Annotated in this window: 13 protein-coding genes; 7 read left to right on the top strand and 6 right to left on the bottom strand. The window is 74.8% G+C overall.

All coding sequences use genetic code 11. The annotated features are described in order from the left end of the window. Positions 1 to 121: 121 nt before the first annotated feature. Positions 122 to 928, bottom strand: coding sequence for an SAM-dependent methyltransferase (locus ABGB17_RS08805; RefSeq protein ID WP_347627319.1), 807 nt, complete (start codon positions 926 to 928; stop codon positions 122 to 124). Between the two features lie 162 nt (positions 929 to 1090). On the opposite strand from ABGB17_RS08805, the gene ABGB17_RS08800 reads away from it, so the two are divergent. Further along, a complete protein-coding gene (locus ABGB17_RS08800; protein ID WP_347627318.1) occupies positions 1091 to 2101 on the top strand; it encodes a sulfite exporter TauE/SafE family protein in 1011 nt (336 codons plus the stop codon). Here the strand turns inward: ABGB17_RS08800 and ABGB17_RS08795 are convergent. Both ABGB17_RS08795 and ABGB17_RS08790 read right to left on the bottom strand, forming a co-directional pair. After that, a complete protein-coding gene (locus ABGB17_RS08795) occupies positions 2092 to 2892 on the bottom strand; it encodes a cellulose binding domain-containing protein (protein WP_347627317.1) in 801 nt (266 codons plus the stop codon). The two genes, ABGB17_RS08800 and ABGB17_RS08795, sit on opposite strands and share 10 nt — an antisense overlap. A 328-nt stretch (positions 2893 to 3220) precedes the next feature. Next, positions 3221 to 4228, bottom strand: coding sequence for a helix-turn-helix domain-containing protein (locus ABGB17_RS08790; protein ID WP_347627316.1), 1008 nt, complete (start codon positions 4226 to 4228; stop codon positions 3221 to 3223). A 397-nt stretch (positions 4229 to 4625) separates the two neighbouring features. Between ABGB17_RS08790 and ABGB17_RS08785 the strand changes: the two genes are divergently transcribed. From ABGB17_RS08785 to ABGB17_RS08775, 3 genes are all read left to right on the top strand, one after another. Beyond that, complete coding sequence (locus ABGB17_RS08785; RefSeq protein ID WP_347627315.1) at positions 4626 to 5630, top strand: winged helix-turn-helix domain-containing protein; 1005 nt, start codon at positions 4626 to 4628, stop codon at positions 5628 to 5630. 389 nt (positions 5631 to 6019) lie between these two features. Next, the gene (locus ABGB17_RS08780) at positions 6020 to 7339 is read left to right on the top strand and encodes a CHAT domain-containing protein (RefSeq protein WP_347627314.1); all 1320 of its coding nucleotides are present in this window, start codon (positions 6020 to 6022) and stop codon (positions 7337 to 7339) included. Positions 7340 to 7370: 31 nt separating this feature from the next. Further along, positions 7371 to 9098: a CHAT domain-containing protein gene (locus ABGB17_RS08775; RefSeq protein ID WP_347627313.1), complete on the top strand. Its 1728-nt coding sequence runs from the start codon at positions 7371 to 7373 to the stop codon at positions 9096 to 9098. Between the two features lie 41 nt (positions 9099 to 9139). Here the strand turns inward: ABGB17_RS08775 and ABGB17_RS08770 are convergent, their stop codons facing one another. Next, entirely contained in the window at positions 9140 to 9487 is a 348-nt protein-coding gene (locus tag ABGB17_RS08770; RefSeq protein ID WP_347627312.1) for a hypothetical protein, read from the bottom strand. 131 nt (positions 9488 to 9618) lie between these two features. Here ABGB17_RS08770 and ABGB17_RS08765 point away from each other — a divergent pair, with 131 nt between their 5' ends. Beyond that, positions 9619 to 15054 carry a hypothetical protein gene (locus tag ABGB17_RS08765; RefSeq protein WP_347627311.1) on the top strand — a complete coding sequence of 1812 codons (5436 nt, stop codon included), beginning with the start codon at positions 9619 to 9621 and terminating at the stop codon, positions 15052 to 15054. Between the two features lie 484 nt (positions 15055 to 15538). Beyond that, on the top strand, positions 15539 to 16117 hold the full coding sequence (locus ABGB17_RS08760; RefSeq protein ID WP_347627310.1) for a histidine phosphatase family protein: 579 nt from the start codon (positions 15539 to 15541) through the stop codon (positions 16115 to 16117). Positions 16118 to 16171: 54 nt separating this feature from the next. On the opposite strand, the gene aspS is transcribed toward ABGB17_RS08760, so the two are convergent. Then, positions 16172 to 17503: an aspartate--tRNA(Asn) ligase gene (gene aspS, locus ABGB17_RS08755; protein WP_347627309.1), complete on the bottom strand. Its 1332-nt coding sequence runs from the start codon at positions 17501 to 17503 to the stop codon at positions 16172 to 16174. A 344-nt stretch (positions 17504 to 17847) separates the two neighbouring features. Continuing rightward, positions 17848 to 18432, bottom strand: a complete 585-nt coding sequence (locus tag ABGB17_RS08750) for a mismatch-specific DNA-glycosylase (protein ID WP_347627308.1) — start codon at positions 18430 to 18432, stop codon at positions 17848 to 17850. A 665-nt stretch (positions 18433 to 19097) separates the two neighbouring features. On the opposite strand from ABGB17_RS08750, the gene ABGB17_RS08745 reads away from it, so the two are divergent. Further along, the gene (locus tag ABGB17_RS08745; protein ID WP_347627307.1) at positions 19098 to 22121 is read left to right on the top strand and encodes a BTAD domain-containing putative transcriptional regulator; all 3024 of its coding nucleotides are present in this window, start codon (positions 19098 to 19100) and stop codon (positions 22119 to 22121) included. Positions 22122 to 22252 lie beyond the last annotated feature (131 nt).

Below are 22252 nucleotides of genomic sequence, written 5' to 3'. Positions count from 1 at the left end.
TCACTCTCCGGTACGATCCAAGCTCAAACAGCGAGAGGCCGCAAGACCCATATTCCAGCACACCCCGCCGCCTCCGCGAGCCGGATCGTCCCCCTGGTGCCCACGGTCCGCGGTCCCGGTGTCAGGGCTTGCGCCCCACCCCGCAGACCTCGTGCTCCTCGGCCACCTGCTCCGGCGCCCCGAGGTCGGGCCGCCACCGCGACAACACCACCACGCCCGGCGGCACGAGCTCCAGCCCGTCGAAGAACGCCGTGATCTGTTCCCGCGAGCGCAGGTGGTACGGCACCGAGCCGCCCTCGTTGTACTGCTCCTGGGCCCGCTTGAACGCCTCGTCGGTGTCGGTGCTGTCGGCCACGACCAGGTGGCTGCCCGGCGCCAGCCCGTCCATCAGCCGCCGCACGATGGCGCGGCCCTCGTCGTGGTCCGGCAGGTGCCCGAGCACGCCGAGCAACATGAGCGCCACCGGCTCGCTCAGGTCGAGCGTCTCCGCCGCGGCGCCGAGGATGCGGTCGGGGTCGCGCAGGTCGGCGTCCACATAGCTGGTGGCCCCCTCGGGCGTGCTCGTGAGCAGGGCACGGGCGTGCGTCAGCACCAGCGGGTCGTTGTCGACGTACACCACCCGCGCCCGCGGGGCGGCCCGCTGGGCGACCTCGTGGGTGTTGTCCCGGGTGGGCAGCCCGGTGCCGACGTCGAGGAACTGCCGCATCCCCGCCTCCCCCGCCAGGTACCGCACGGCCCTGGCCAGGAAGTACCGCTGGGCACGCGCGATCTCGACGATCCCGGGGAACACCTGCGCGTACGCGTCCCCCGCCTCCCGGTCCACCGGGTAGTGGTCCTTGCCCCCCAGCCAGTAGTTCCAGATACGCGCCGAGTGCGGCACGCTGATGTCGATCTCGGCCGCCGTGGGCCGGCGCGCCTGCGCGGTCACGCGGTCATCCCCTTCGCTCCACGTTCAGCACCGATTCCCGGGCACGGCACCGCGCGGCTCGCGTACCTGCCGGCGCCTGCGCGCGCGGCGGGAGGTCCGGTGAGAGCGGCGATGCGGTGGCTCGGAGAGGCTCGCATAAATAACTCTCTATACCAATAGGTTGTGAAGGTGCATTTCGACTTCACCATGGCGGCCGGGTCGTTTCTCGTGGCGATCGTCGTCGGGCTCACCGGGATGGGCGGCGGCGCGCTGATGACGCCGATGCTCGTCACCTTCTTCGGTGTGCCGCCCCTCACCGCGGTGTCCAGCGACCTGGTCGCCGCCGCGGTGATGAAACCGGTGGGCGGGGCCGTGCACCTGCGGCGCGGCACCGTGGACATGCGGCTGGTGGGCTGGCTGTGCGCGGGCTCGGTCCCCGCGGCGTTCGCGGGGGTGCTGGTGGCGCGCGCCCTCGGGAACGGCGAGGAGGTGCAGTCCGTCATCAGGGCCGCCCTCGGCGTCGCGCTGCTCGTCGCGGCGGGCGGGCTGGCCGTGCGCGGCTACCTGGCGCTGCGCGACCGGGCCGAGGGCCGCACCGCGGAGACCGGGCGGCGTACCGCCGGGCCCGGGGAACCCGCCGCCGTCCGGATGCCCGTCGTCGCCGTCAGGCCGCTGCCGACGGCCCTGGTCGGCGCGGTCGGCGGGCTGGTGGTCGGCATGACGTCCGTGGGGTCGGGGTCGCTCATCATCGTGGCGCTGCTCGCCCTCTACCCGGCGCTCAAGGCCAACCAGCTCGTCGGCACCGACCTGGTGCAGGCCGTGCCGCTGGTGGTGTCGGCGGCGCTCGGGCACCTGCTGTTCGGCGACTTCGAACTGCCCGTCACCGCCGCGCTGCTGGCCGGGTCGATCCCCGGGGTGTACCTCGGGTCGCGCATCTCGTCCCGCGCGCCTGGCGGGCTGATCCGCCGGATCCTGGCCTTCGTGCTGCTCGCCTCGGCGCTGAAGATGTTCGGCGTGGGCAACGCCGCCACCGTCTGGATCCTGCTCGGGGTACTGCTGGCCGCGCCGCTGTTCTGGGCGTACCTGCGGGCGCGGCACGGGCTGCCTGCGCTGCCGTGGCCCCGCGCCCGGGGCGGGCGCGGAGCCGGGGACGATCACGCGGTCAGCGAAGGTGGCGACGACCGCTACAGGTAGATCGCCCGGCAGGGATAGCCGTTGAGCGTGAAGTCGGTGGGCGGCGAATTGGTGCCGGAGTAGCTGCCGTTGAAGCCGAGCGTGTACGTCTGGCCGGGGCCGATCACCGACCAGCTCGGGCCGCCGATCGTCACCCATTGCCCGCTCTGGTTGAGGCTCGCGTTCCAGAGCTGGGTGACCCGCTGGTCGCCGGGGAAGTGGAAGCGCAGCGTCCAGGGGCCGATCGGCGTGCTGCCCATGTTCTTGATCACGAGGTTGGCCGAGAAGCCGGTGCCCCACTCGGTGTCGGAGTGGGTGACCTGGCACGGGTACGGCACCGGGTCGCCCGTCGGCGTGGGCGTGGGCGTGGGTGGCCGGAGCCCTTCCTGGGCGCGGGCCGAGTACAGGTCGGAGCGGGGGCCGACGTTGCCCGCCAGGTCCCGGGCCACGATGTAGAAGGTGTAGAGCTGGCGGGGCACCAGGCCGGTGGCGGTGAAGAACGGCCGCCTCGGGTCGGGCGTGGGCACGGTCACGGTGCCGATGCGGTTGAAGGTGGTGCCCTGCTGCATGAAGACGTCGTAGGCCGCGACCGCGACGTTGTCCGTCGAGGGCGTCCAGCACATCGGCACGGTGCCGTCACCGTCGGCCACGCACTCCCATATGCCGGTGACCTTGCTCGGCGGCTGGACGTCGTACACCGTCACGTGGACGGCCGGCGCCGCCACGGCGGCCCCCGCCCCGAGGAGCCCGCCGAGCAGGGCGGCGAGCAGCGCGACCGTACCGGTGACGGCACGGCACCGTAAGAACCGCATGAACTCACCTTTCTCCGCCGGACCGGCGCCGGGCACGGGCGCCGCACGCCCGTGAGCACGAACGCCGGCGGGCCCGGGAAACCTAGGGAACGGAACGCGATCGTCGGCCCGCCCACGGGGGGTGTCAACGGCGCCCGCGCCCTGCCACGCGCTCCTCGCAGGTCGGCCACGACGCCCCCGTGCGCCGCGCTGAAACTTACAACGCCGCCCGCACCAGGCACGGGACCCCCGAGAGACCCGCGGCAGGGAACCACGGGCCCTCGGCGGGGCCGGTCCCGGGGCCCGGGACGGGCGGGCCGGGAGTCCGGTGGCCCGTCCGTCCCGGGGGTCAGTTGGGTGAAGGGGCCCGGGTGCGGCGGCGGAAGCTCGCGGGGGGTTCGCCGAAGGTGCTGCGGAAGACGCGGTTGAAGTGGGAGTCGCTGGGGAAGCCCCAGCGGGCGGCCACGGCGCGGATGGGCATGGCGTCCAGCAGGGGGTCGGACAGGTCGCGGCGGCACCGTTCCAGGCGGCGCCTGCGGATCCAGCCGCACACGGTCAGGCCCTGCGAGGCGAACAGTTTGTGCAGCTGACGCAGGGAGACGTGGTGGGCGGCGGCGACGTTGGCGGGGGTCAGGGCCGGGTCGTCCAGGCGTTCCTCGATGAACGCCTGCATGCGCAGGATCATCACCTGGTCGGCGTCGCGCAGCACGGGCGCGGTATCGGCCTCGAGCTCGTGCGCCAGCACGGCGGTGACCAGGTCGAGCACGATGCCCGACACCCGTACCGTGTCGGCGGGCGTGGGGCCGTCGAACCGCGAGACGAGCTGCCACAACATCGTGCGCAGCAGCCCCCCGACCCCGTGCCGCCCCTGGATGGGGACCGCCAGCAGCCGCTCCACCGACGCGGGCGGCAGGCCGAGCGCGTCGTGGGGGAACTGCAGGATCAGCCCGTCGTTGACGTTCCTGCCCCGCCCGGCGCCGCCGCGCCGCGCGGGCGTGGTCCAGGCCTGGAAGGGGCGCGAGGTGTCGTACAGCATCAGGTCGGTCGGGCCGAGCGTGCTCTCCCGGCGCATCTGCCGGATCCCCGAACGGCCGCGGACGGTGAGTGAGAGCTGGTACAGGCCCGGGTCGGACCGCCGGATCATGCCGGCGGTGCGGCGCGCCTCGAACGGCACGCATCGCACCCGCGACAGCCGGGCCACACCGAGGTCGACCATGCGCATCTCGGCCCAGAAGTCGGACGCCTGCTCGCTGACGGCGTCCACCGAGACCACCGACCGCGCCACGGCCTCCCACCAGAAGTCGAACCGCTCCCGAACGGGCACGTCGTCGAGCCGCACCAAGGAAGTGTCCAGCAATGCCCTCTCCTCGTCGGACGGACCCGGAGAAGGACGGCCGTGGCGCGGACCCCCGTTCCGCACCACGGCCCCCTGACATCGCGTCAATCGCTTTGTCCGGCCGCACGGAGAAAACCCCAGCGAGCCGCCCCCGAACTTTCCTATCGTCCAGCGTGGAGGGCCGGGCCGGAACCTCTTTTCCGCCTGCGCGGAAACCTCCTGGTGACACCACGAATACGCCGGCCGGGGCGCGGAGGGGACGGCGTGACTGGAACGTGTCAATGAACCTGTGAATCCGGGAAATCCCCCGCCGCCGCTTGATGCGCCGCGATTCCCGGCACGTTACGCCAGAATGAAGGAAGGGGGAACAGGCCGGGCATCAGCGCGGCCCTCGCAGCGACATCTCCACGGGGGAACGATGGGGACACTGCGCATCCACTTCACCGCCGACGACCTGGCGCGCACCACGGTCGCCGCGGCACCGGACCCGTTGTGGGAGGTGCTGCTCAGCCGGTTCCGGCTGCGGGAGTCCGGCCCACAGCCGCTGTTCCGGCCCTGGCTCGGGCAGCTACGCGCGCATCCCGGGCGGATCGCGCGCATGCGGCCGGGAGCGCGGCTGCTGGACGCGCTGGTGCCGCCCGGGCCGTACTTCCCCGACTTCCTCACGCCGCCCGAGGCGGAGGCAGGGCTCGAGCAGGGCATCGAGGCGATGCTGTCCACGCCGAGGCGCCGGCTGCGGGACGAGCTGGAGCGGCTGGCCCGGCATCACGACCTGCCCGGATGGGCGCGGCCGCTCGCCGAGGGCGACGTCACCGTGCTGAACGGCGTGGGTCACGCGCTGCGCGACTACCACGAGGCGGCCGTCGCGCCCTACCACGCGCTCATCCACGGCGCGGTCGCCGCCGACCGGGCACAGCGGGCCCGTGACCTGCTGGGCGGCGGCGTGGAGGGGCTGCTGGAGGGGCTGCGGCCGCTCATGCGGTGGAGCCCGCCCGTGCTGGAGGTCAACTACGACGTGGACCGCGACATGTGGCTCGACGGGCGCGGCCTGCGGCTGGTGCCGTCGTACTTCTGCCAGCGGGTGCCGGTCTCGCTCGCCGACCCCGTGCTGCCCCCCGTGCTGATCTACCCCATCGAGCGGCGCCACCGCTGGGCCCCGGCGGCCGCCGACCCGCGGGGCCTCGCCGCCCTGCTCGGCCGCACCCGCGCCGCCGTGCTCGACGCCCTCGGCGACGGCGCCACCACCACCGAACTGGCCCGGCGCCTGCACACCTCCCCCGCCTCGATCAGCCGCCACACGACCGTGCTGCGCGAGGCCGGCCTGATCACCACCCACCGCGACGGCACGGCGGTCCTGCACGCCGTCTCACCTCTCGGGGTCGCCCTCCTGGAGGGCCGCATCACCGCCCCGTTGTCGAACTGAACAGGTTTATCGCCCGGGGTAGCAACTCGTGCACGGAGAGAGAAGAAACCGCGCACGCCCAGGCAATTACCCGCCGGCGAATCCTGCCATCGTCGATATCACGCGGCGCCGCCCGGCGTCCCATCCCGCCCGGCCGGCGCCGCCGTTCCAGAAGAACGGACATAGAACGCACCAGGCTCAGAATTTCCCACCCCGAGTTTCTTTACTTGTCAAAGAAACGATATCGCCGCACCCGTGAAATCGGCCACCGAAGCACAAGGGGACCCCCGGTGGCCGCATTCACCCCAGAACCGGCACGGTGCCCGCGGCGGCGCACCGTCGCCTCACGCCGCGCACGCGAGGAGTGAACAGGCCCCTGCGGAGCGGAGCGGGGCCGTAGCATCGGCGGTGTGGCGAAGGCGGTGCCGGGGACGTCGTCCCCGTTGTCAGGGATCACGCCCGAGGACGGCGAGCCGGCGGAGTTACGGGCCGCGCGGCGGGAGCTGGACGAGGTGGTGGGCCTCATCCGGCAGGTGCCGGGATACGAGGACTTCCTCGCCGCGCCCACCTTCGCCGACGTCGCGGCGGCGGCGGAACGGCCCCTGTGTTACGTGACGGCGGCCGAGGCGGAGGGGCTCGCGCTGGTCGTGCGGGGCGAGGACGTCGAGCACGTGCCGCTGCCGGAGCTGACGGCCGGGGCGGTGCGGCGCAGGGTGTCGGCGCTGCTGGACTCCTACCAGGAGTTCCGCCGGCTCCCCTCGGACGCCGCCTGGGCGCTCGACCTGGACGCCGTCACCCGGTGGCTCTGGGACGCCGCGATGAAAGACGTGCTCGATGCCGTCGGGGAGGACGCGTTCACCGTGGTGCCGGGCGGGCAGCTCGGGCTGCTGCCGCTGCACGCCGCCTGGACCGAGGACCCGGGCACCCCCACGGGGCGGCGGCACGCGCTGGACGTGACCACCGTCAGCTACGCACCCAATGCCCGGTCCCTGACGGCGGCCCGCAGAATCGCCAGGGACCGGCCGGGACGGGCGCTGCTCGCGGTCACCGACCCCCGGCCGATGCCCGAGGGGTACGGCCCGATGCCGTTCAGCCCCCTGGAGACCATGACGGCCGTCGCCGCCCTGCCCGGGGCCCGCACGCTCGAGGGCCCCGCGGCGACGGCGGACGCCGTACGGGAGGCGCTCGCCGGGGCCGACGTGCTGCACTTCGCCTGCCACGGCCGTGCCGACCTGGACGAACCCCTGGACAGCGCGCTGATCCTGGCCGGCGGGCAGCCGCTGCGGCTGCGCGACCTGCCGGCGATGGACCTGCGGATCCGGCTCGCGATCCTGTCGTCGTGCGAGACCTCGCTGCCCGGCACCGAGCTGCCCGACGAGGTCGTGTCCCTGCCCACCGGCCTGCTGCAGGCGGGCGCGGCGGGCGTGGTGGCGTCGCTGTGGGAGGTCCCCGACATGGCCACCAGCCTGGTCGTCATCGAGTTCTACCGCCGCTGGCGCCACGGCGGCCTCACCCCGGCCGCCGCGCTGCGGGACGCCCAGCGCTGGGTCCGCGACACCACCAACGCCGAGAAGGCCGCGGCCTGGGAGCGGGACCTCGCCACCGGGGACGGCGTCCCGCCGGGCGAGGTGGCCGACCTGCTGCTCGACGAGATCGCCGGGCGCGATCCCGGCGCGCGCGACGAGTCCGGCCTGACCGCCTGGGCGGGCTTCTGCCACATCGGCGTGTGACGGCCGGCTCGGGTGAAGGGGGCTGAGGGTGATGGCCGGTTCGAGGGCCGGGAAGGACGAGGACGAGTGGCGGGCGCTCGCGGCCCGCGTCCTGCCGCTGACCGGGAGCCTGGTGGCGAGCGCCGGGGAGGCCGCCGCCGTGCGCGACGAGCTGACCCGCGCGCTGGCGCTGCCCCCGGGGACGGCCAAGGCGGCGCTGCGGCGGGTGTTCGCCGCGCGGGCCGAGCTGCGGGCGTGGCTGAACGAGCAGGACGGGACGCGGGGGCCCGACTACCGGGGGGTGCCGGGCGCGCCGTCGCGGCACCTGGAGGTGACGGCGCCGGGCCGGGTGGCCGCGGGCATGCGGGTGGCGCTGTACGTGCGGGTGCTGCTCGGCCCGGCGGACGGGGTGGCGGCGCTGCGGCCGTTCGACGTCCCCCCGGAGGGCGCGCAGGTCGTCGTGTCGGTGTGGGCGCCGGGCCTCACCCCGCACGCCGACCTGGACCAGGACCTGACGGTCCCGGCGCGTGCGGACTCCGAGGCGCTGCGGTTCGCGTTCACCGCGCCGCGTACGGGGCTGTACCGGGTGGTGGTGCGGGTCTACCGGGGCGGCACGCCGCTCGGCGAGACGGCGGTGCAGATCTCCGCCGAGCACGAGAGGCACCCGCAGGAGGAGGCCGTCACGACGGCCGCCATCGGATCCATGGCCTTCGAGCCGGGCGAGGTGACGTTGCAGGTGAACCGGGAGGCCGACCACTACCGGTTCCAGTTGCTCACCGACGCGCTGGAGCTGCCGGTACGGTCGGGGCGCCTCGCCGGTGACCCGGCCGGGATCGTGGAACGGCTCGCCGCCGAGCTCGGCCGCATGGCGTCAGGCGAGAGCGACCTGCACAGCCCGGCGCTGGTGCGGCGCCGGCTGCAGAGCCTCGGCACCGAGTTGTGGGGCGACGTGGTGCCGGACGCCATCCGCGCGCAGTTCTGGCGCCAGGCGGACCGCATCACCGCGTTCACCGTGGCCAGCGAGCTGGACGACATCCCGTGGGAGCTGCTGTACCCGCTGGACGGGGACAACGAGGCGGGGTTCCTCGCCGAGCGCGTGCCCATCGTGCGGCGGGTGTACGGGCAGCGGCGGCCGCGGCGGCTGGCGCTGCCGAGCGTGGCGTACGTGCGGCCCGCGCCCGGGCCGTCCGGCTTCTCCGGCATGTCCGGCTTGGAGGACGACGGCCTGTACGACCACGCGGCGGGTGAGATCGAGGCGGTCAGGGACCGGCTGGCCGACATGGAGGACAGAGGTGTCATCGAGCACCTCGACGAGCTGGTCGCGCTGCTGGACGGCGGCCCGGCGGGCGTGCTGCACTTCGCCGGGCACCACGCCCACTCCTCCGCGGCGGGCGGGGAGATCCGGTTGCACGGCGGCGCGCTGTACCCCGAGGACCTGACGCCGCCCGCCCGGCGCGGCGGCTGGCCCGGTGCCCCGCTGGTGTTCCTCAACGGGTGCCGCACGGCCGGCGAGGTGCCGCGGATCACCACGACCACCGGCTGGGCCCGCCAGTTCATGCGCGCCGGCGCGAGCGCGTTCATCGGCTCGCTGTGGGCGGTGCGGTCACGGTCCGCCGCGCTGTTCGCCGGGCATTTCTACGAGCACCTCATGCGGGAGGGCACCGCCCTCGGCCAGGCTTCGCTCCACGCCCGCAGGGCCATCATGGACGAGGCGGGCGACCCGACCTGGCTCGCCTACACCGTCTACGGCAACCCGTCCGCCACGGTCGCGGGCCGCTGAGCCCGGCGGGCCGTCACGCGCCGTCGAGCCCGCAGGGTCCGTCAGGCGTCGTCGCGCGCGACCATGGGCCGGTCGGCGAGGCCGCAGCGCGGGGGGTGGCCGGAGGGGGTCGCGGCGGCGCGGCGGGAGCAGCGGTGCCGGGCCGGGCAGGTGTACCGGGCGGACGGGCCGGGTTCGCGTATGACGTACGTGCCGTACCAGGTGCCCTGCTCGGCGATGGCCGCGCACAGGGACGACCAGCCGTCGAGGGTGTCGGTGCCGTCCCTGGCGGCGGCCGCCAGGGCACGCCACTCGCTGTGGAGACCGGCGTCGCGGGAGAGCTGGCGCAGGCGGTCGTACAGGGCGCAGACACCGGCCCACGAGGCCGGCGGCGTCGTCTCGTCCGGCATTCCCGGTACCCCTCCCGTCGGCGGCGCGCCCGTGCATACTGACTCTAGGCCACCGATCGCCGGCCGGAACGGTTCCGTCGCAGCGCTGCCACGGGCCCGCCTCGCCGGCCCGCACCCGGACCGGGAGGGGCGTGCCCGAGACGCGGATCAGCATGGGCGAGGGCGCCCCGGACGACGCCTACGACGCGCTGCGGCGGCTGGTCTCCGGCACCGGCACGGGCCACTGGGCCCGGCCGCCCGACCGGATCGAGACCGGCCCCAGCCTGGCCGGGGGGCGGGACGTCGCCGAGGTTTTCGAGATCACCGCGTACTGGGGGAACATCCGGTGGCGGTACGTCGTCAAGCTCGGCCCCCCGGAGGAGATGGCCGAGGAGTGGCGCGCCTACGCCGAGTGGTTCGGCTCGCGGAGCAACTCCCTGTGCGCGCCGATCGAGCTGGCCACCCCGGTGGCGCGCGGCGCCGAGCCCCCGGTCGGGCGGCGGCGTGAGGCGGTCGTCTACAACCACGTCGGCGACTTCTCCGCCACACCGGACGCCCCCCTGGAGACCCTGGAGGACCTGGCGGTGCGCGCCGTCGCCGGCGGCCCCGCCCTGGCGGCGTTCCTCGGCGTCATCGGCACGTTCGGCGCCGCGGCCCGCCAGGTCCTCTACAACGGCCCCACGGCCCAGGAGGGCAACGGGTCGCTGCGCGGGCTGGCGTCCACCCTCGGGACGCACCTGACGCTGGAGGCCGACCGGTTCGACGCACGGGGCCGGCTCGTCGCGGGCACCCCCACGGACCGCGAGCTGGACGCCCTGGTGCTCGACCCGGCGCCCCTGCTGGCCCGGTGCCTGGCCCCCGGTCCCGCCGGCGGCCCGCCCGCCGAGGTGCGTCTCGGCCCGGTACCGGTGACGGGCCACGAGGACGGGACCGCCACCGCCCGCCCGTCCGGGATGAGCGTCACCGTCGTCCCCGGCCACCCGGGCCTGGACCTGCGGGACGTCGACCGCACGGTCGACGTGCACGGCCGGGTGACCGCCCACCTCACCGCGGCCCGCTGGGCGATGGTCACCCGCGTGTGCCCCGGCCTGCGGCGCGAGGGCCGCGAGGTCGTCTGCGGCCCCGACCGCACCCCCGTGCCGTTCGCCCGCCTGTGGGACGTGCTCACCGCCGAGGAGCCACACCGCCCGGTGTCGCTCGTGCACGGCGACCTGAACCCGCGCAACGTGATGCTGTCCGGCGGCCGCCCGTTCCTCATCGACTTCCCCAAGACCGCCGTCGGCCACCTGTCCGCCGACCTGTGCTGGCTGGAGCTCGGCCTCCTCCGCGACGTCCTGGCCGAACACCTCACCTTCGGCGAGTCGCTGCTGCTCAACCGCCTGCTGGCCCTGGCGTCCCGCGCCGTGGACGCCGTCCCGGGCGACGACCCGGAGAGCCGCTGCCGCACCGTCGAGTCGGCGTTCCTGACCGCCCTCCCCTCCTGCGCCCCCACCCTGCTGACCCCGTTCCGCATGCTGTGGTCCATCCGCGGCCAGTCCCGCTCCGCCCACCCCGCCACCGCGGGTCCCCCGTGGTGGCGCGACCACGCCGCCCACCTGATCGTCTCCGCCAACCGCATGCTCAAGTGGCCGGACCACGCCCACACCCCCGCGAAACTCCAGGCGACCCTGACCACCGCCGGAGCCGCGACCGAGACCTGGGAGTCCACCCCTCCCTACCACCGCTGGCCGCCCCCGGTCCTGCGCGCCGTCACCACGGCCCTGATCCCGCGACTGGCGCCCCTGCCCGCCGCGGCCGGTCTCGCCGCCGCCCTGGCGGGCGGCCTGGACGGGACGGACGGCCGGCTGGAGGCGTGCCTGCGGGACCTGAGGGACGGGATCGTGCGGGCCGCGTCCACGGGATCGCCGTCGCGGCCGGCCCGGCAGGAGAAGTACTTCCCGCTCACCGCTTTCGGCCTCGACGAGAACCCCCCTGGCGGCGACGTACAGGACCTGCTCGCGACCACGTCATGGGTCACGCTGGCCGGTGGCGCCCTCAGCGGCAAGAGCACGATCCTGCGTGAGCACGCCGCGCGACTGACCCACGCCGCCACCCTCACACCCGCGCCGTTCACCCTCCGATTCCCCCTCCCCCTGGACGCCCGCGCGCTCGGCGACGCCGTGGCGGACGGGGAGGACACCGCGGCGATCCTGGAGGCGGCGTGGACGGAGACGGCGCTGCCCGCCGGCTGGCCGGTCGGGTCCCTGGTGTCCCTCGGAGCGGTGTGCCTGCTGGTGGACGGCTTCGAGCGGGTGGAGGGAAGCCGGCGGGCGCAGGTGGCGGCATGGCTACGGCGCCACGCCGAGGACACCCCCCGTGGGGCGATGGTCGTCACCTGGCGCCAGACCACACCCCTGGCCACCGACGCGCACGGCCTGGACACCGCCCCGTTCCACCTGCGGATGGTGGCCCCACCGGACCCCACCGTGGCCGCCCAGTACGTCAGCGCGGCCCTGCGCGCCAACGGCGTGGAGGCCCACACGGCCCGCGCCGAGGCCGTCGTCGCCCGCGCCCTGCAGAACGGCTCCCCCGGGACCCCGGACGACGACACGTCCTCCCGATGGCCCAGCCGCGCCATCGGCGCCCCCGGACTGCTCCCCCTGATCACCACGTTGGCCGCCACGACGCGTCCCGCGGAACTGTCCACGCTCAACCCCGGCACCCTCCTGGAACGCTACGTCCGCCACCTGACGGACGCCCGCCACGGCATCCCCCCGGCCCCCGCCTACCCAGACCCCCGCATGGGCTTCACCGCCCCCGTCCCACCCCCCGCCTCCTCCCGGGCCGGCGGCCCGGCGTACCGGCAGGGCGATCCCGCCCGGCCCGCGTCCCTGCCCGGGGGGCCGGGAGGAGCCGGGTCCCGGAGCGGCGACGCGGCGCTTCCCGTGGACGGGGGGCCGCCCGTCTATGCGTACCGGGACAAGGAGCCTGTGCTCGCGGCGCTGGCCCGCGCGCTGACCGATCGGCGCGCCGAGGTGCTCGACGAAGCGGACCTGCACCCGCTGCTCGATCCCCTCGGGCCCGGCAGATGGCCCGCCATCGTGGACGAGCTCGTCGACGAGGGGCTGCTGACCCGTGCCGGGGACGGTCCCGGCGGCGCGGTGGGGCTGCTGACCCGTGCCGGGGACGGTCCCGGCGGCGCGGAGGGGCTGCTGACCCGTGCCGGGGACGGTCCCGGCGGCGCGGAGGGGCTGCTGACCCGTGCCGGGGACGGTCCCGGCGGCGCGGTGGGCTTCTCCCTGCCCGTCCTGCGGGACTACTTCGCCGCGCGCTGGCTGCTTGGCCGCCACAGCGCCGACCGTGCCACCGTGACCGCGCGGGTCACGGACTTCCGCTGGCACGAGCCCCTGCGGCTGCTGCTCAACCTCCTGGAGGGCGGGGACGAGACGGTGACCGCGGTGGTCTCCGCGGCCACCGGGCACGACCTCGGCCTGGCCGTGGAGTTCCTCCGCGCGCCGGCCACCACCCCGGCGGGCGCTCTCACGGCCTTCACCCGGCACGTCCACGGGGTCCTCACCGGCTCCGGCCCGCGATCGCGCGCGCGGGCCGCCATGGCGCTCACCGAGTACGGGGGGCGGGCGGCACGCGAGGTGCTGGGGGCGGTCGCCGCCGACGCGGGGGCACCGGACGAGTCGCGGGTGGCCGCCCTGCGAGGGCTGGCCCGCCTGGCACGCCACGACGACGGTGCCGCCGCGCGGACAGCGGCCCTGTCGGAGCTACGGCGGGCGGCCGGTGCCGTGCTGTCCGGGGACGCCGCGGCGGCGGTGTCGGGGGACGTCCCGGTAGCAGTGTCGGGGGACGTCCCGGTAGCAGTGTCGGGGGACGTCCCGGTAGCAGTGTCGGGGGACGTCCCGGTGGCGGTGTCGGGGGACGTCCCGGTGGCGGTGTCGGGGGACGTCCCGGTGAAGGTGGCCGTCGCGGCGCTGGACGCGGTGGGCCGTGCCGGCGTCCAGCCCTTGTCCCCCCGCGTCGCCGAACTGGTCGACCCCGCCCGGCCGTGGCCGGTCACCGAGGCCGCGATGCGGGCCCTGCGCGCACTGGACACCGACCCCACCCCCGCCCTCGTCCGGCGCTGGACCGCCGCCTGCGAGCACCGCCTCGCCGCGACCGAACACGAGCTCACCGCCCTGCCCTCCCCCACGGAGCGGCCGGCCGCCGTGGAGGGGCGCCGGTCGCTCACCGCTCCCGCCGCGTCGTACGCGGCGCAGGTCCGCCTCACCGAGGAGCGGCGCGTGCTGCTGCGGGAGCTCGCGGAGGCGGGGCGGGTGGACGTCCTGCTGGATCACCGGTTCCGGTTCGATCTCGATGACGAGGCGGGACGGGCGCTGGACGAGGTGGTGCGCCGGGGCGACGCGCGGGTGCCGGGGTCCCACGCCGGCGCGTGGGAGACGCTCACCGGGCCCGGTGACCGCGCCGGGTTGCTGCGCCTGTTCGCGACCGCCGGGGAGGAGGTCGCGACGGCCGCGGCGCATCGGCTGTTGCCGGAGGAGGCTCGGAGCGTCGTGCGGCAGGTGGACGCCGGGTCGGGGAACGGGCGGCTGCTCGCGGCGGCCGGTGCCGTGGTCGAGCTGGACGCGGCAGCGGACGCCGATGTGCTGGAGCGCGTCGAGGAGGTCGTGGGGCGGGTCGCGGAGGCCCCGGGCGGGGCGGGGGGGCTGGAAACGGTGGCGGCGTTGGTGTGCGCGGTGTTCGCCATCGACCGGGGGCGGGGGGTGCGGCTGGCGTTACGAACGGCGCTGAGGCTGGAGGAGGCGGACGAACCGGGGCGGATGACGTGGCCGTGGGCGGTGGCGTTCGGGCGGGCGGTGGGGTCGATCGCCGAGGTGGTGCGGCTGGCGGAGGACGGGGACGACGTCGAGCTGGCGATCTTCGGGTTGTCGGGGGCGGGGTTCCTGCTGGACGCGGCCCCGGGCCCCGAACCACGGCTCGGGGAGCGGGGCCGGGCCGGCTTCCTCCGGGCACGCCCGGCTCCGGAGGGACGCGCGGCGTGGCGGTACGTCATGGCGGCGGCCACGGTGGGCCTGACCGACGTGCTGCCGTACGCCTGCGACCTTGCGGCACAGCCCGGGTACGGCACCGAGCCGGCGCTCGCCGGGACCGGCGCCCATGGCCTGGTGGAGGAGACCGACCTCGCCGGGGTGCTCTCCGCCGTCGGGCACCTGGCCAGGCTGACCGCCTCCCAGGCGTCCGCCTCGACCGACGGCCCGTTCCCCGAGGTCGCCCGCGCGCACACGCTGCTGCTGGGGTTCCCGGTGGAGGGGGCGCACCCGAGCGTGGCGGCCGGCCGCCTGGCGGGGCTGGCGTATCTCGGTGACTGGCGGGCGGTGCTGGAGGGGTACACCCGCGACGACCCCCGGCTCACGCGCATCGCCGGGCACGCCGTACGTCTCTGGGCCGCCGACCAGGCCGGCGCCCCCGGCGAGGCCGCCCGGTGGATCGCGGCCCGCCTGCGCACCGGCACCGATCTGCCACCAGGAGTGCGCTCGGTGCTGGCGGAACTCCAACGCGAGTGCGAACACCTCATCGAGTCCTTCGTCGAGGCCCCCTGACCCCCACCGCGCCCTCCGGATCGGAAGCGGGCCCCGGCCGACGCGCGCACCACGATGTCCTGTGACGACCGGCCGCGCGCACCACGATGTCCTGTGACGACCGGCCGCGCGCACCGCGAGGTCGTGTGACGACCGGCCGCGCGCACCGCGAGGTCGTGTGACGGCCGGCCGCGCGCAGCGCGAGGTCGTGTGACGGCCGGCCGCCGGCCTGCTGGGGTGAATCGTCGTTGTGAACCTCGCTGTCCGCTTCGTGTCCGGTGACCCCCACCCCAGCGAGGGATCAGGGACACCCGACGACCACCGGGCCGCCGCCATCGAACCACGCGACACCCGGCGGCCCCCCCGTCACCGCCACCCGGGCCAGGAGTCGTCGCCGCGATCCCTCCCGGCTACCCTGGTTCACCGGCTCGATCACCGTGACCAGCGGATCGTCCGCCCCACGTCCCCTCGTACGCCTGGGGCCGACGTTCCAGGAGACCTGCCCATGACCGTCCGCCTTGTCCTGGTCTGTCACGCCGCCACCGCCGCCGTCCGTCAGGCCCGTGTCGCCGCCGACGACCCCTTGGACGCTCACGGACTCACCGACGCCGGCGCCGCCGCCGGGGTCCTGCGGCGGGCCGGGACCGCCTTCCGCGGCCCCGAGACGCGGTGCCGCCAGACGGCCGAGGCGCTGGGTCTGGACGCCGCTCCGGATCCGGCGTTCGCCGACCTGGACCTCGGCTCCTGGACGGGCCGCACGCTCGCCGGTCTCGGCGCGGAAGAGCCTGAGGCCCTGCACGCCTGGCTGACCGACCCCGACGCCCGCCCGCACGGCGGCGAGACGCTGCGCGAACTGCTCACCCGGGTGTCCCACCGCCTGGACGCCATCCCCGCGACCCCGGCCGCCCGGCTTGTGGCCGTGACCCATCCCGCCGTGGTCCGCGCCGCCGTCCTCCACGTCCTCACCGCCCCGCCCGCCGCCTTCTGGCGCCTGGACGTCCCCCCGCTGTCCCAGACCCACCTGTCCCGCCAGACGGACGGCTGGCGCCTCCGGGAGACCGGTCACCCGCTCACGTCGTCCTGAACGCGGGAGCTCCGTGAACGTACCGGGAGCCCGCACCGGCCGTGGGGACGGCGCTCAGGGGGTGAGGCGGTGGAGGTCGCGGGGGAAGAGGGTGGCGGTGCGGATGTTGGTGGCCTCGGTCAGGCGGGCCGTCCAGCGTTCCAGGCCCAGGGCGAAGCCGCCGTGGGGAGGCATGCCGTGGCGGAAGGTGGAGAGGTAGCCGGCGTAGGGGGTGGGGGGCTCGCCTCGGGTGGTGAGGGCGGTCAGGTAGTCCTCGTGGTGGTGGAGGCGCTGGCCGCCGGTCACCAGTTCTATGCCGCGGAACAGCAGGTCGAAGCTGTTGGAGTATCCCGGTCTGGCCGGGTCGGGGTGGGTGTAGAAGGGGCGTTTGGCCATCGGGTAGCCGGTGACGAACAGGAATTCGCTGCCGTGTTCGCGTAGTGCCCATTCGGACAGCCATCGTTCGTGGGCGGGAGCGAGGTCCGGCTCGCCGCGGGGGTCCTCCTCGGTGTGTGTCGCGAGGAGTTCCTGGGCGTCGGTGAAGTGGATCTCGGGGATGTGTTCCGGTACGGCGGGGAGTTCGGCACCCAGCAGGGCGCACGCGCCGGCGGCCCGCCGGCGGACGGTGCGCGTCATGCCGGCGAGGACCTCGCGCAGGACGGCCATGACGTCACGGTGGTCGGCGACGAAACCGAGCTCGGCGTCCAGGGAGGTGTACTGCGCGAGGTGGCGGGCGGTGTCGTGGGGCTCGGCGCGGAACACGGGGCCGACCTCGTAGACGCGCTCGAACACGCCGACCATGGTCTGCTTGAAGAACTGGGGCGACTGGGCCAGGTAGGCCCGTGTCCCGAACCAGTCGATGGCGAAGACGTTGGCTCCCGACTCGGTGGCCGACGCCACGACCTTGGGGGTGTGGATCTCGGTGAACCCCAGGCCGTCCAGCGTCTCGCGGAAGCCGGCCACCGAGGCGGCCGAGATCACGTGCGGCGCCCGCAGCGCGGGATGGCGCAACGCGACCGGGGCGTGGTCGAGGATCGTCGGCAGTGACGCGGGCACCGTGGGCCGGTACAGGTCGAACGGCGGCGGGTCGGCGGGGCCGGACAGGGCGGTCACCCGCGGCGACGTCAGCTCGGCTCCGCCGGGCGCCTGGGAGGCGGCGGTCACCGTGCCGGTGACCTGCAGGACCGTTTCCTCGGGGTGCCGGGTGGCCGCGGCCGTGGCCTCGGGGCCGGTGAGCACGGCCTGCGCCAGGCCGGAACGGTCGCGCAGCACGAGGAAGACGACGGATTTCAGGGTTCGCCTGCGATGCAGCCAGCCCTGGACGGTCACCTCCCGGCCGATCAGTCCGGGGAGTTCGGCGGCGAGGACCCGGCGGGTGGAGGAGGCGGTCGAGTACGAGGAGATCATCACAAACCTCTTGCTCAGTGAGTGGTGATCCCTTGGGAGTGCGGGCGAGAAGGGAACTCGCGGTGCCACCGCACTTTCACCGCCGGGCGGAGCCGGCGGCCTCGAAGGCTTGATGACGGGGGCCACCCGGCGGGGCATTGGGCGTGGCGCCGTTCCTCCCCGCACTCGGGAGTGTCTTCACCACCGGAGGCAGGACCGCCTTCGCAACTCCCGGCGGCTCTCTCCGACCTGCCCGTCCCGCTGGCTACTTGTCTCCGTCGACGCGTTGCCGAAAACCCTACGCACCCGCCGTCACGCCTCGCAACCGTGATACCCCGCGACGCGCCGCCATCGGGGACGGGCCGTCATGCCTCGGGGGGAGGGAACAGCGGGACTCCGGCGGCGGCCGCCGCCTCGCGGTAGGCCTCGGCCAGGGTGGTCACGGTGGCGTGGGCGTTCAGGCCGCTCGGGTTGGGGGCGACCCACAGGGGTACGCCAGCGATGTCCTCGGGTTGTGCACCGGCGACGGCCTTGGGGCGGCGGAACGCCGCGCGGTACGCGGTGACGCCGAGGATCGCGACGACGTTCGGGCGGATCAGCGGGATCCGTGCGGCCAGCGCCCGCGCTCCCTCCTCGAGTTCCCCCGGGCTCAGTTCGTCGGCCCGGGCGGTGGCGACCGGGACGATGTTGGTGATGCCGATGCCCTGGGCCTTCAGGTGCGCGGTGTCGGCGGCGGAGATGCCGTCGGAGACGCCGATCAGGCGGTCCACGATGCCGGCGCGGTACAGGGCGGGGTAGAAGCGGTTGCCGGGGCGGCCGAAGTGGGTCTGCACGGCGACCGTTCGCAGACCGGGGTTGATGCCGACGAAGAGCAGTCGCACGTGGGGGCCGAGGAGGTCGGGCAGTGTGCCGCCGCGGAAGGCCTCCAGGTCGGCACGGGCGAATCTCACGTTCTCCTCCGTTCTCGGCCCGCGCGATTCGAGATTCAGTATCCCACAGGCGGGCCTGTGGGAGCCGCGTCCCGGGCAGTGGTGAAATCCATTCCGGGCGGGAACCGGGTGACGCCGGGGAAGAATACGCGGGAGCGGCGCAGGGGCCCGTCCGGCCCCGCGGGGTCGATATCCGTGACACATCCGGCACCGGGGAACACCACCGCGTATATTTGCCGCTCCGCGGCGTCGGACGGCGAAACTGCCCGCATTCACCCCGTCGTCCTCCCGTCCGCACAGCGGGCCTCCGCGTGAATGCGCCGGGCCAGTCACCCGCGGTTGGTTGGCCCGGTAGGCCCGGGAGCGGCCGATCCTTGCGAGCTGCGGCCCCGCGCAGGACGCCGGCCTGCGGCAGCGGCGCACGACCGATGTCAGACGTCTTTTCGGCACACCTTTTTCGATTTACGGTGGAGCTGATATTCGAGCGTTTCCCGCATTACGAACACGGCCGCCGCGTGGATAGGATTCGAAGAACTCCGGGGTCCTCGGCCGAGTCTCTGGGAGAGGCGTTGTACTTCAGCGTGTTGGGTCCGGTGCGTGTCTGGCGGAATGGCGTCGAAGTAAAGGTCGGTCCTCCGCAGCAAAGGCTGCTGCTGGCATTGCTGCTGGCGCACGCGGGACAGCCGGTGCCTCTGGAGGAGGCCGTCGATGTGATGTGGGGCGAGGAGCCCCCGGCGAGCGCCGTCAACATCGTGCACCGGCACGTCGGGATGCTGCGGCGGCTGCTGGAGCCGGGCCTGCCTCGCATGGCCACCGGGAGGTGGCTGCTGCGCGAGGCCGGCGGGTACCGGCTGGCCGTGGACGCCGAGATGCTCGACCTGCTGCGTTTCCGCCGCGCGCTGGCGGAGGCCCGCGCGGCGGGCCGGCAGGGCCGGCCGGAAGAGGCCGTGGACCGCTACGCCGACGGGCTCGGGTTGTGGCGGGCTCCGGCCGCGGCGGGGCTGCCCGCGGAGGCCCAGGGCCATCCCGTGTTCGTCTCCCTCGACCGTGAGCGCCTCGCCGCGGCGAAGGAGGCCGCCGACGTGGCGCTGGGGTGCGGCCGGGTGACCCCGCTGCTGACCGAGGTGCAGCGCCTGGCCGACCAGCACCCGTTGAACGAGCCGCTGCAGAGCCGCCTGGTCCTCGCCCTGTGGGCCACCGGCCATCAGGCCGAGGCTTTGGAGGCGTACCGGCGCGCGAGGGAGCGGCTCGCGGACCAGCTCGGGGTGGACCCCGGCCCGGAGCTGCGGGCCGCGCAGCGGCAGGTCCTCGCCAGCACGTCCGGCGCCGCTCCCCCGCCCCAGCAGCCGGCGACCACCGTCCCGCGACAGCCTCCGATCACCGCACCGGGACAACCGGCGATCGCCGTCCCGGAACAGCCCGCGATCGCCCGTCCGGAACAGCCCTCGGCCACCGTCCCGGAAGAGCCCGGTCCCAGGCAGGCAGCGGACACCGTCACCGGGCCGCCCGCAGACACCGTCCCCAGGCGGCCCGCGACCGCCGTCCCCGAGCAGCCCGCGACCGCCGTCCCTGAACCACCCGCGACCGCCGTCCCCGAGCAGCCCCCGACCGCCGTCCCCGGACAACCCGCCGGCGCCGGCCCTGGTCCTCCGGCGGCCGGTGAACCGGCCGCCTCCCCGGCGCGGCCGGCGCAACTACCCGTCGATCTGGCGGCGTTCAGCGGACGCCAGGACGAGATGGCGCGCGTCCTCTCCCTCCTGTCCGGGGAGGGACGGGCCTCCACCACCGTGGTGATCAGTGCCATCGGCGGGATCGCCGGCATCGGTAAAACCGCACTCGCGGTGCACCTGGCCCATCAGGTGGCCCACCGATTCCCCGACGGGCAGCTTTACGTGAACCTGCGCGGATTCGGCCCCTCCGGAACGGTCATGGACCCGGCCGAGGCGGTACGAGGCTTCCTTGAGGCCCTGGGGGTGGACCCGCAGGGCGTCCCGGCGGGCCTGGACGCGCAGTCCGCCCTCTACCGCAGCTCGCTGTCGGGGCGGCGCATGCTGATCGTGCTGGACAACGCCAGGGACGTGGACCAGGTACGCCCGCTGCTTCCCGGGGCGGCGGGGTGCCTCGTCCTGGTCACCAGCCGCAACCGGCTCTCGGGACTGGTCGCCGGCGACGGCGCGCATCCGCTCACCCTCGACCTCGTCTCCGCCGAGGACGCCAGGGACTTCCTCGCCCGCCGCCTCGGCGCCGAGCGGGTGGCACGGGAGGCGGGGGCCGTCGAGGAGATCATCGCCCAGTGCGGCCGGCTGCCGCTGGCCCTCGCCATCAGCGCCGCACGCGCCGCGATGAACCCCGCGTTCCCGCTGGCCGCCCTCGCCGCCGAGCTGCGCGCCACGGCGCACGGTCTCGACGCGTTCAGCGACCCCGACGTCACGGCCGACGCCCGTGCGGTGTTCTCCTGGTCCTACCGGGCGCTCACCCCTGACGCCGCGCGCCTGTTCCGGCTGCTGGCGCTGCACCCGGGCCCCGACATCGCGCTGCCCGCCGCGGCGAGCCTGGCGGGAGTCCCGGTGCGGCAGGCCCGCTCCCTGGCGGCCGAGCTGACCCACGCGGGCCTCGTCACCGAGCACCTCCCGGGACGGTACGTCCTGCACGACCTGCTGCGCCTGTACGCCGCCGAGCTCGGTGACGCCCACGACTCCGCGCGGGACCAGGGCGCGGCCCGCCGCCGGAGCCTCGACCACTACCTGCACACCGCCTACGCCGCCGCCCACCAGTACACCAAGACGCTGATCCCCATCCGGCTCCCGAAGGCCGAGCCCGGGGTGACCCCCGAGGCGGCCGGCGGCCGCCGCCAGGCGACCGACTGGTTCAAGAGCGAGCGCCCGGTCCTGCTGGAGGTCATCCGGCAGGCCGGCGTCACCGGGCACCACCGGCACGTCTGGCAACTGGTCTGGAGCCTGGAGTACTTCTTCGACCGGCTCGGCTACTGGGAGGAGGAACTGGCGCTCGCGCGGACGGCCCTGGACTCGGCCACCGAGCTCGGCGACCCCGTCGCGCTGGCGCACGCGCACCGCAGCGTCGGCCGCGCCTGCAACCTGCTGCGCCGCGACGACGACGCACGCACCCACCTGCACATGGCCCTGGAGCTTTTCAGCGAGGTGGGCGACCTCAACGGCCACGCCAGCACGCAGCACTACTTCGGTTTCCTCGCCGAGCGCCTCGGCCGCGACGAGGAGGCCCTCGGGCACTGCGAGCAGGCCCTCGCCCTCTACCAGGCCGTGGACGACCGCCTGGGCCAGGCCATGACGCTCAACTCGATCGGCTACCTCCACTGCCTCCTCGGGAACCCGGGCAGCGCGCTGCCGTACTGCCGGCAGGCGTTGCGTTTCTTCCAGGAGCTCGGCGACCGGCACGGCGAGGCCGCGGCCTGGGACAGTCTCGGGTACGCCCACCACCTGCTCGGTCAGCCCGGCGAGGCCATCCCCTGCTACCACAACTCCCTCGGCCTGTTCCGCGAGGCGGACGCCCGCCGCTTCGAGGCTGTGATCCTGGACCATCTCGGCGACGCCTGGCACGACGCCGGGAACCCCGAGGCGGCGCGGCGGGCGTGGCGGGACGCCGCGGCCATCTACACCGAGATCGACCCCCCGTCCGCGGGGCGGATCCATGCCAAGCTCGACACCCCGCCCCGCCGGCCCTCCTCGTGCTGAACCCGGCCTGACCTCGTACGACGACCGGGTGAACCCCGCGGTCACCCTCTCGGCACCTTTTGCGCACCGCCCCTCGTTAGCGTCTGCCGCAGCGGTCGATCCCGACCGTCCGGACACCACGATCGGAGGCG

Source organism: Sphaerisporangium sp. B11E5 (assembly GCF_039871875.1).
In the GTDB taxonomy this organism is placed as follows: domain Bacteria; phylum Actinomycetota; class Actinomycetes; order Streptosporangiales; family Streptosporangiaceae; genus Sphaerisporangium.
Note: the sequence above shows the minus strand (reverse complement) of the source record. Positions and strands in the feature narration are given on the sequence as shown.

Coding starts and splice junctions, on each gene's coding strand:
- ABGB17_RS08760 (WP_347627310.1), top strand. CDS start 15,539: ATGACCGTCCGCCTTGTCCTGGTCTGTCACGCCGCCACCGCCGCCGTC.
- ABGB17_RS08770 (WP_347627312.1), bottom strand. CDS start 9,487: ATGCCGGACGAGACGACGCCGCCGGCCTCGTGGGCCGGTGTCTGCGCC.
- ABGB17_RS08795 (WP_347627317.1), bottom strand. CDS start 2,892: ATGCGGTTCTTACGGTGCCGTGCCGTCACCGGTACGGTCGCGCTGCTC.
- aspS (WP_347627309.1), bottom strand. CDS start 17,503: ATGATCTCCTCGTACTCGACCGCCTCCTCCACCCGCCGGGTCCTCGCC.
- ABGB17_RS08775 (WP_347627313.1), top strand. CDS start 7,371: ATGGCCGGTTCGAGGGCCGGGAAGGACGAGGACGAGTGGCGGGCGCTC.
- ABGB17_RS08785 (WP_347627315.1), top strand. CDS start 4,626: ATGGGGACACTGCGCATCCACTTCACCGCCGACGACCTGGCGCGCACC.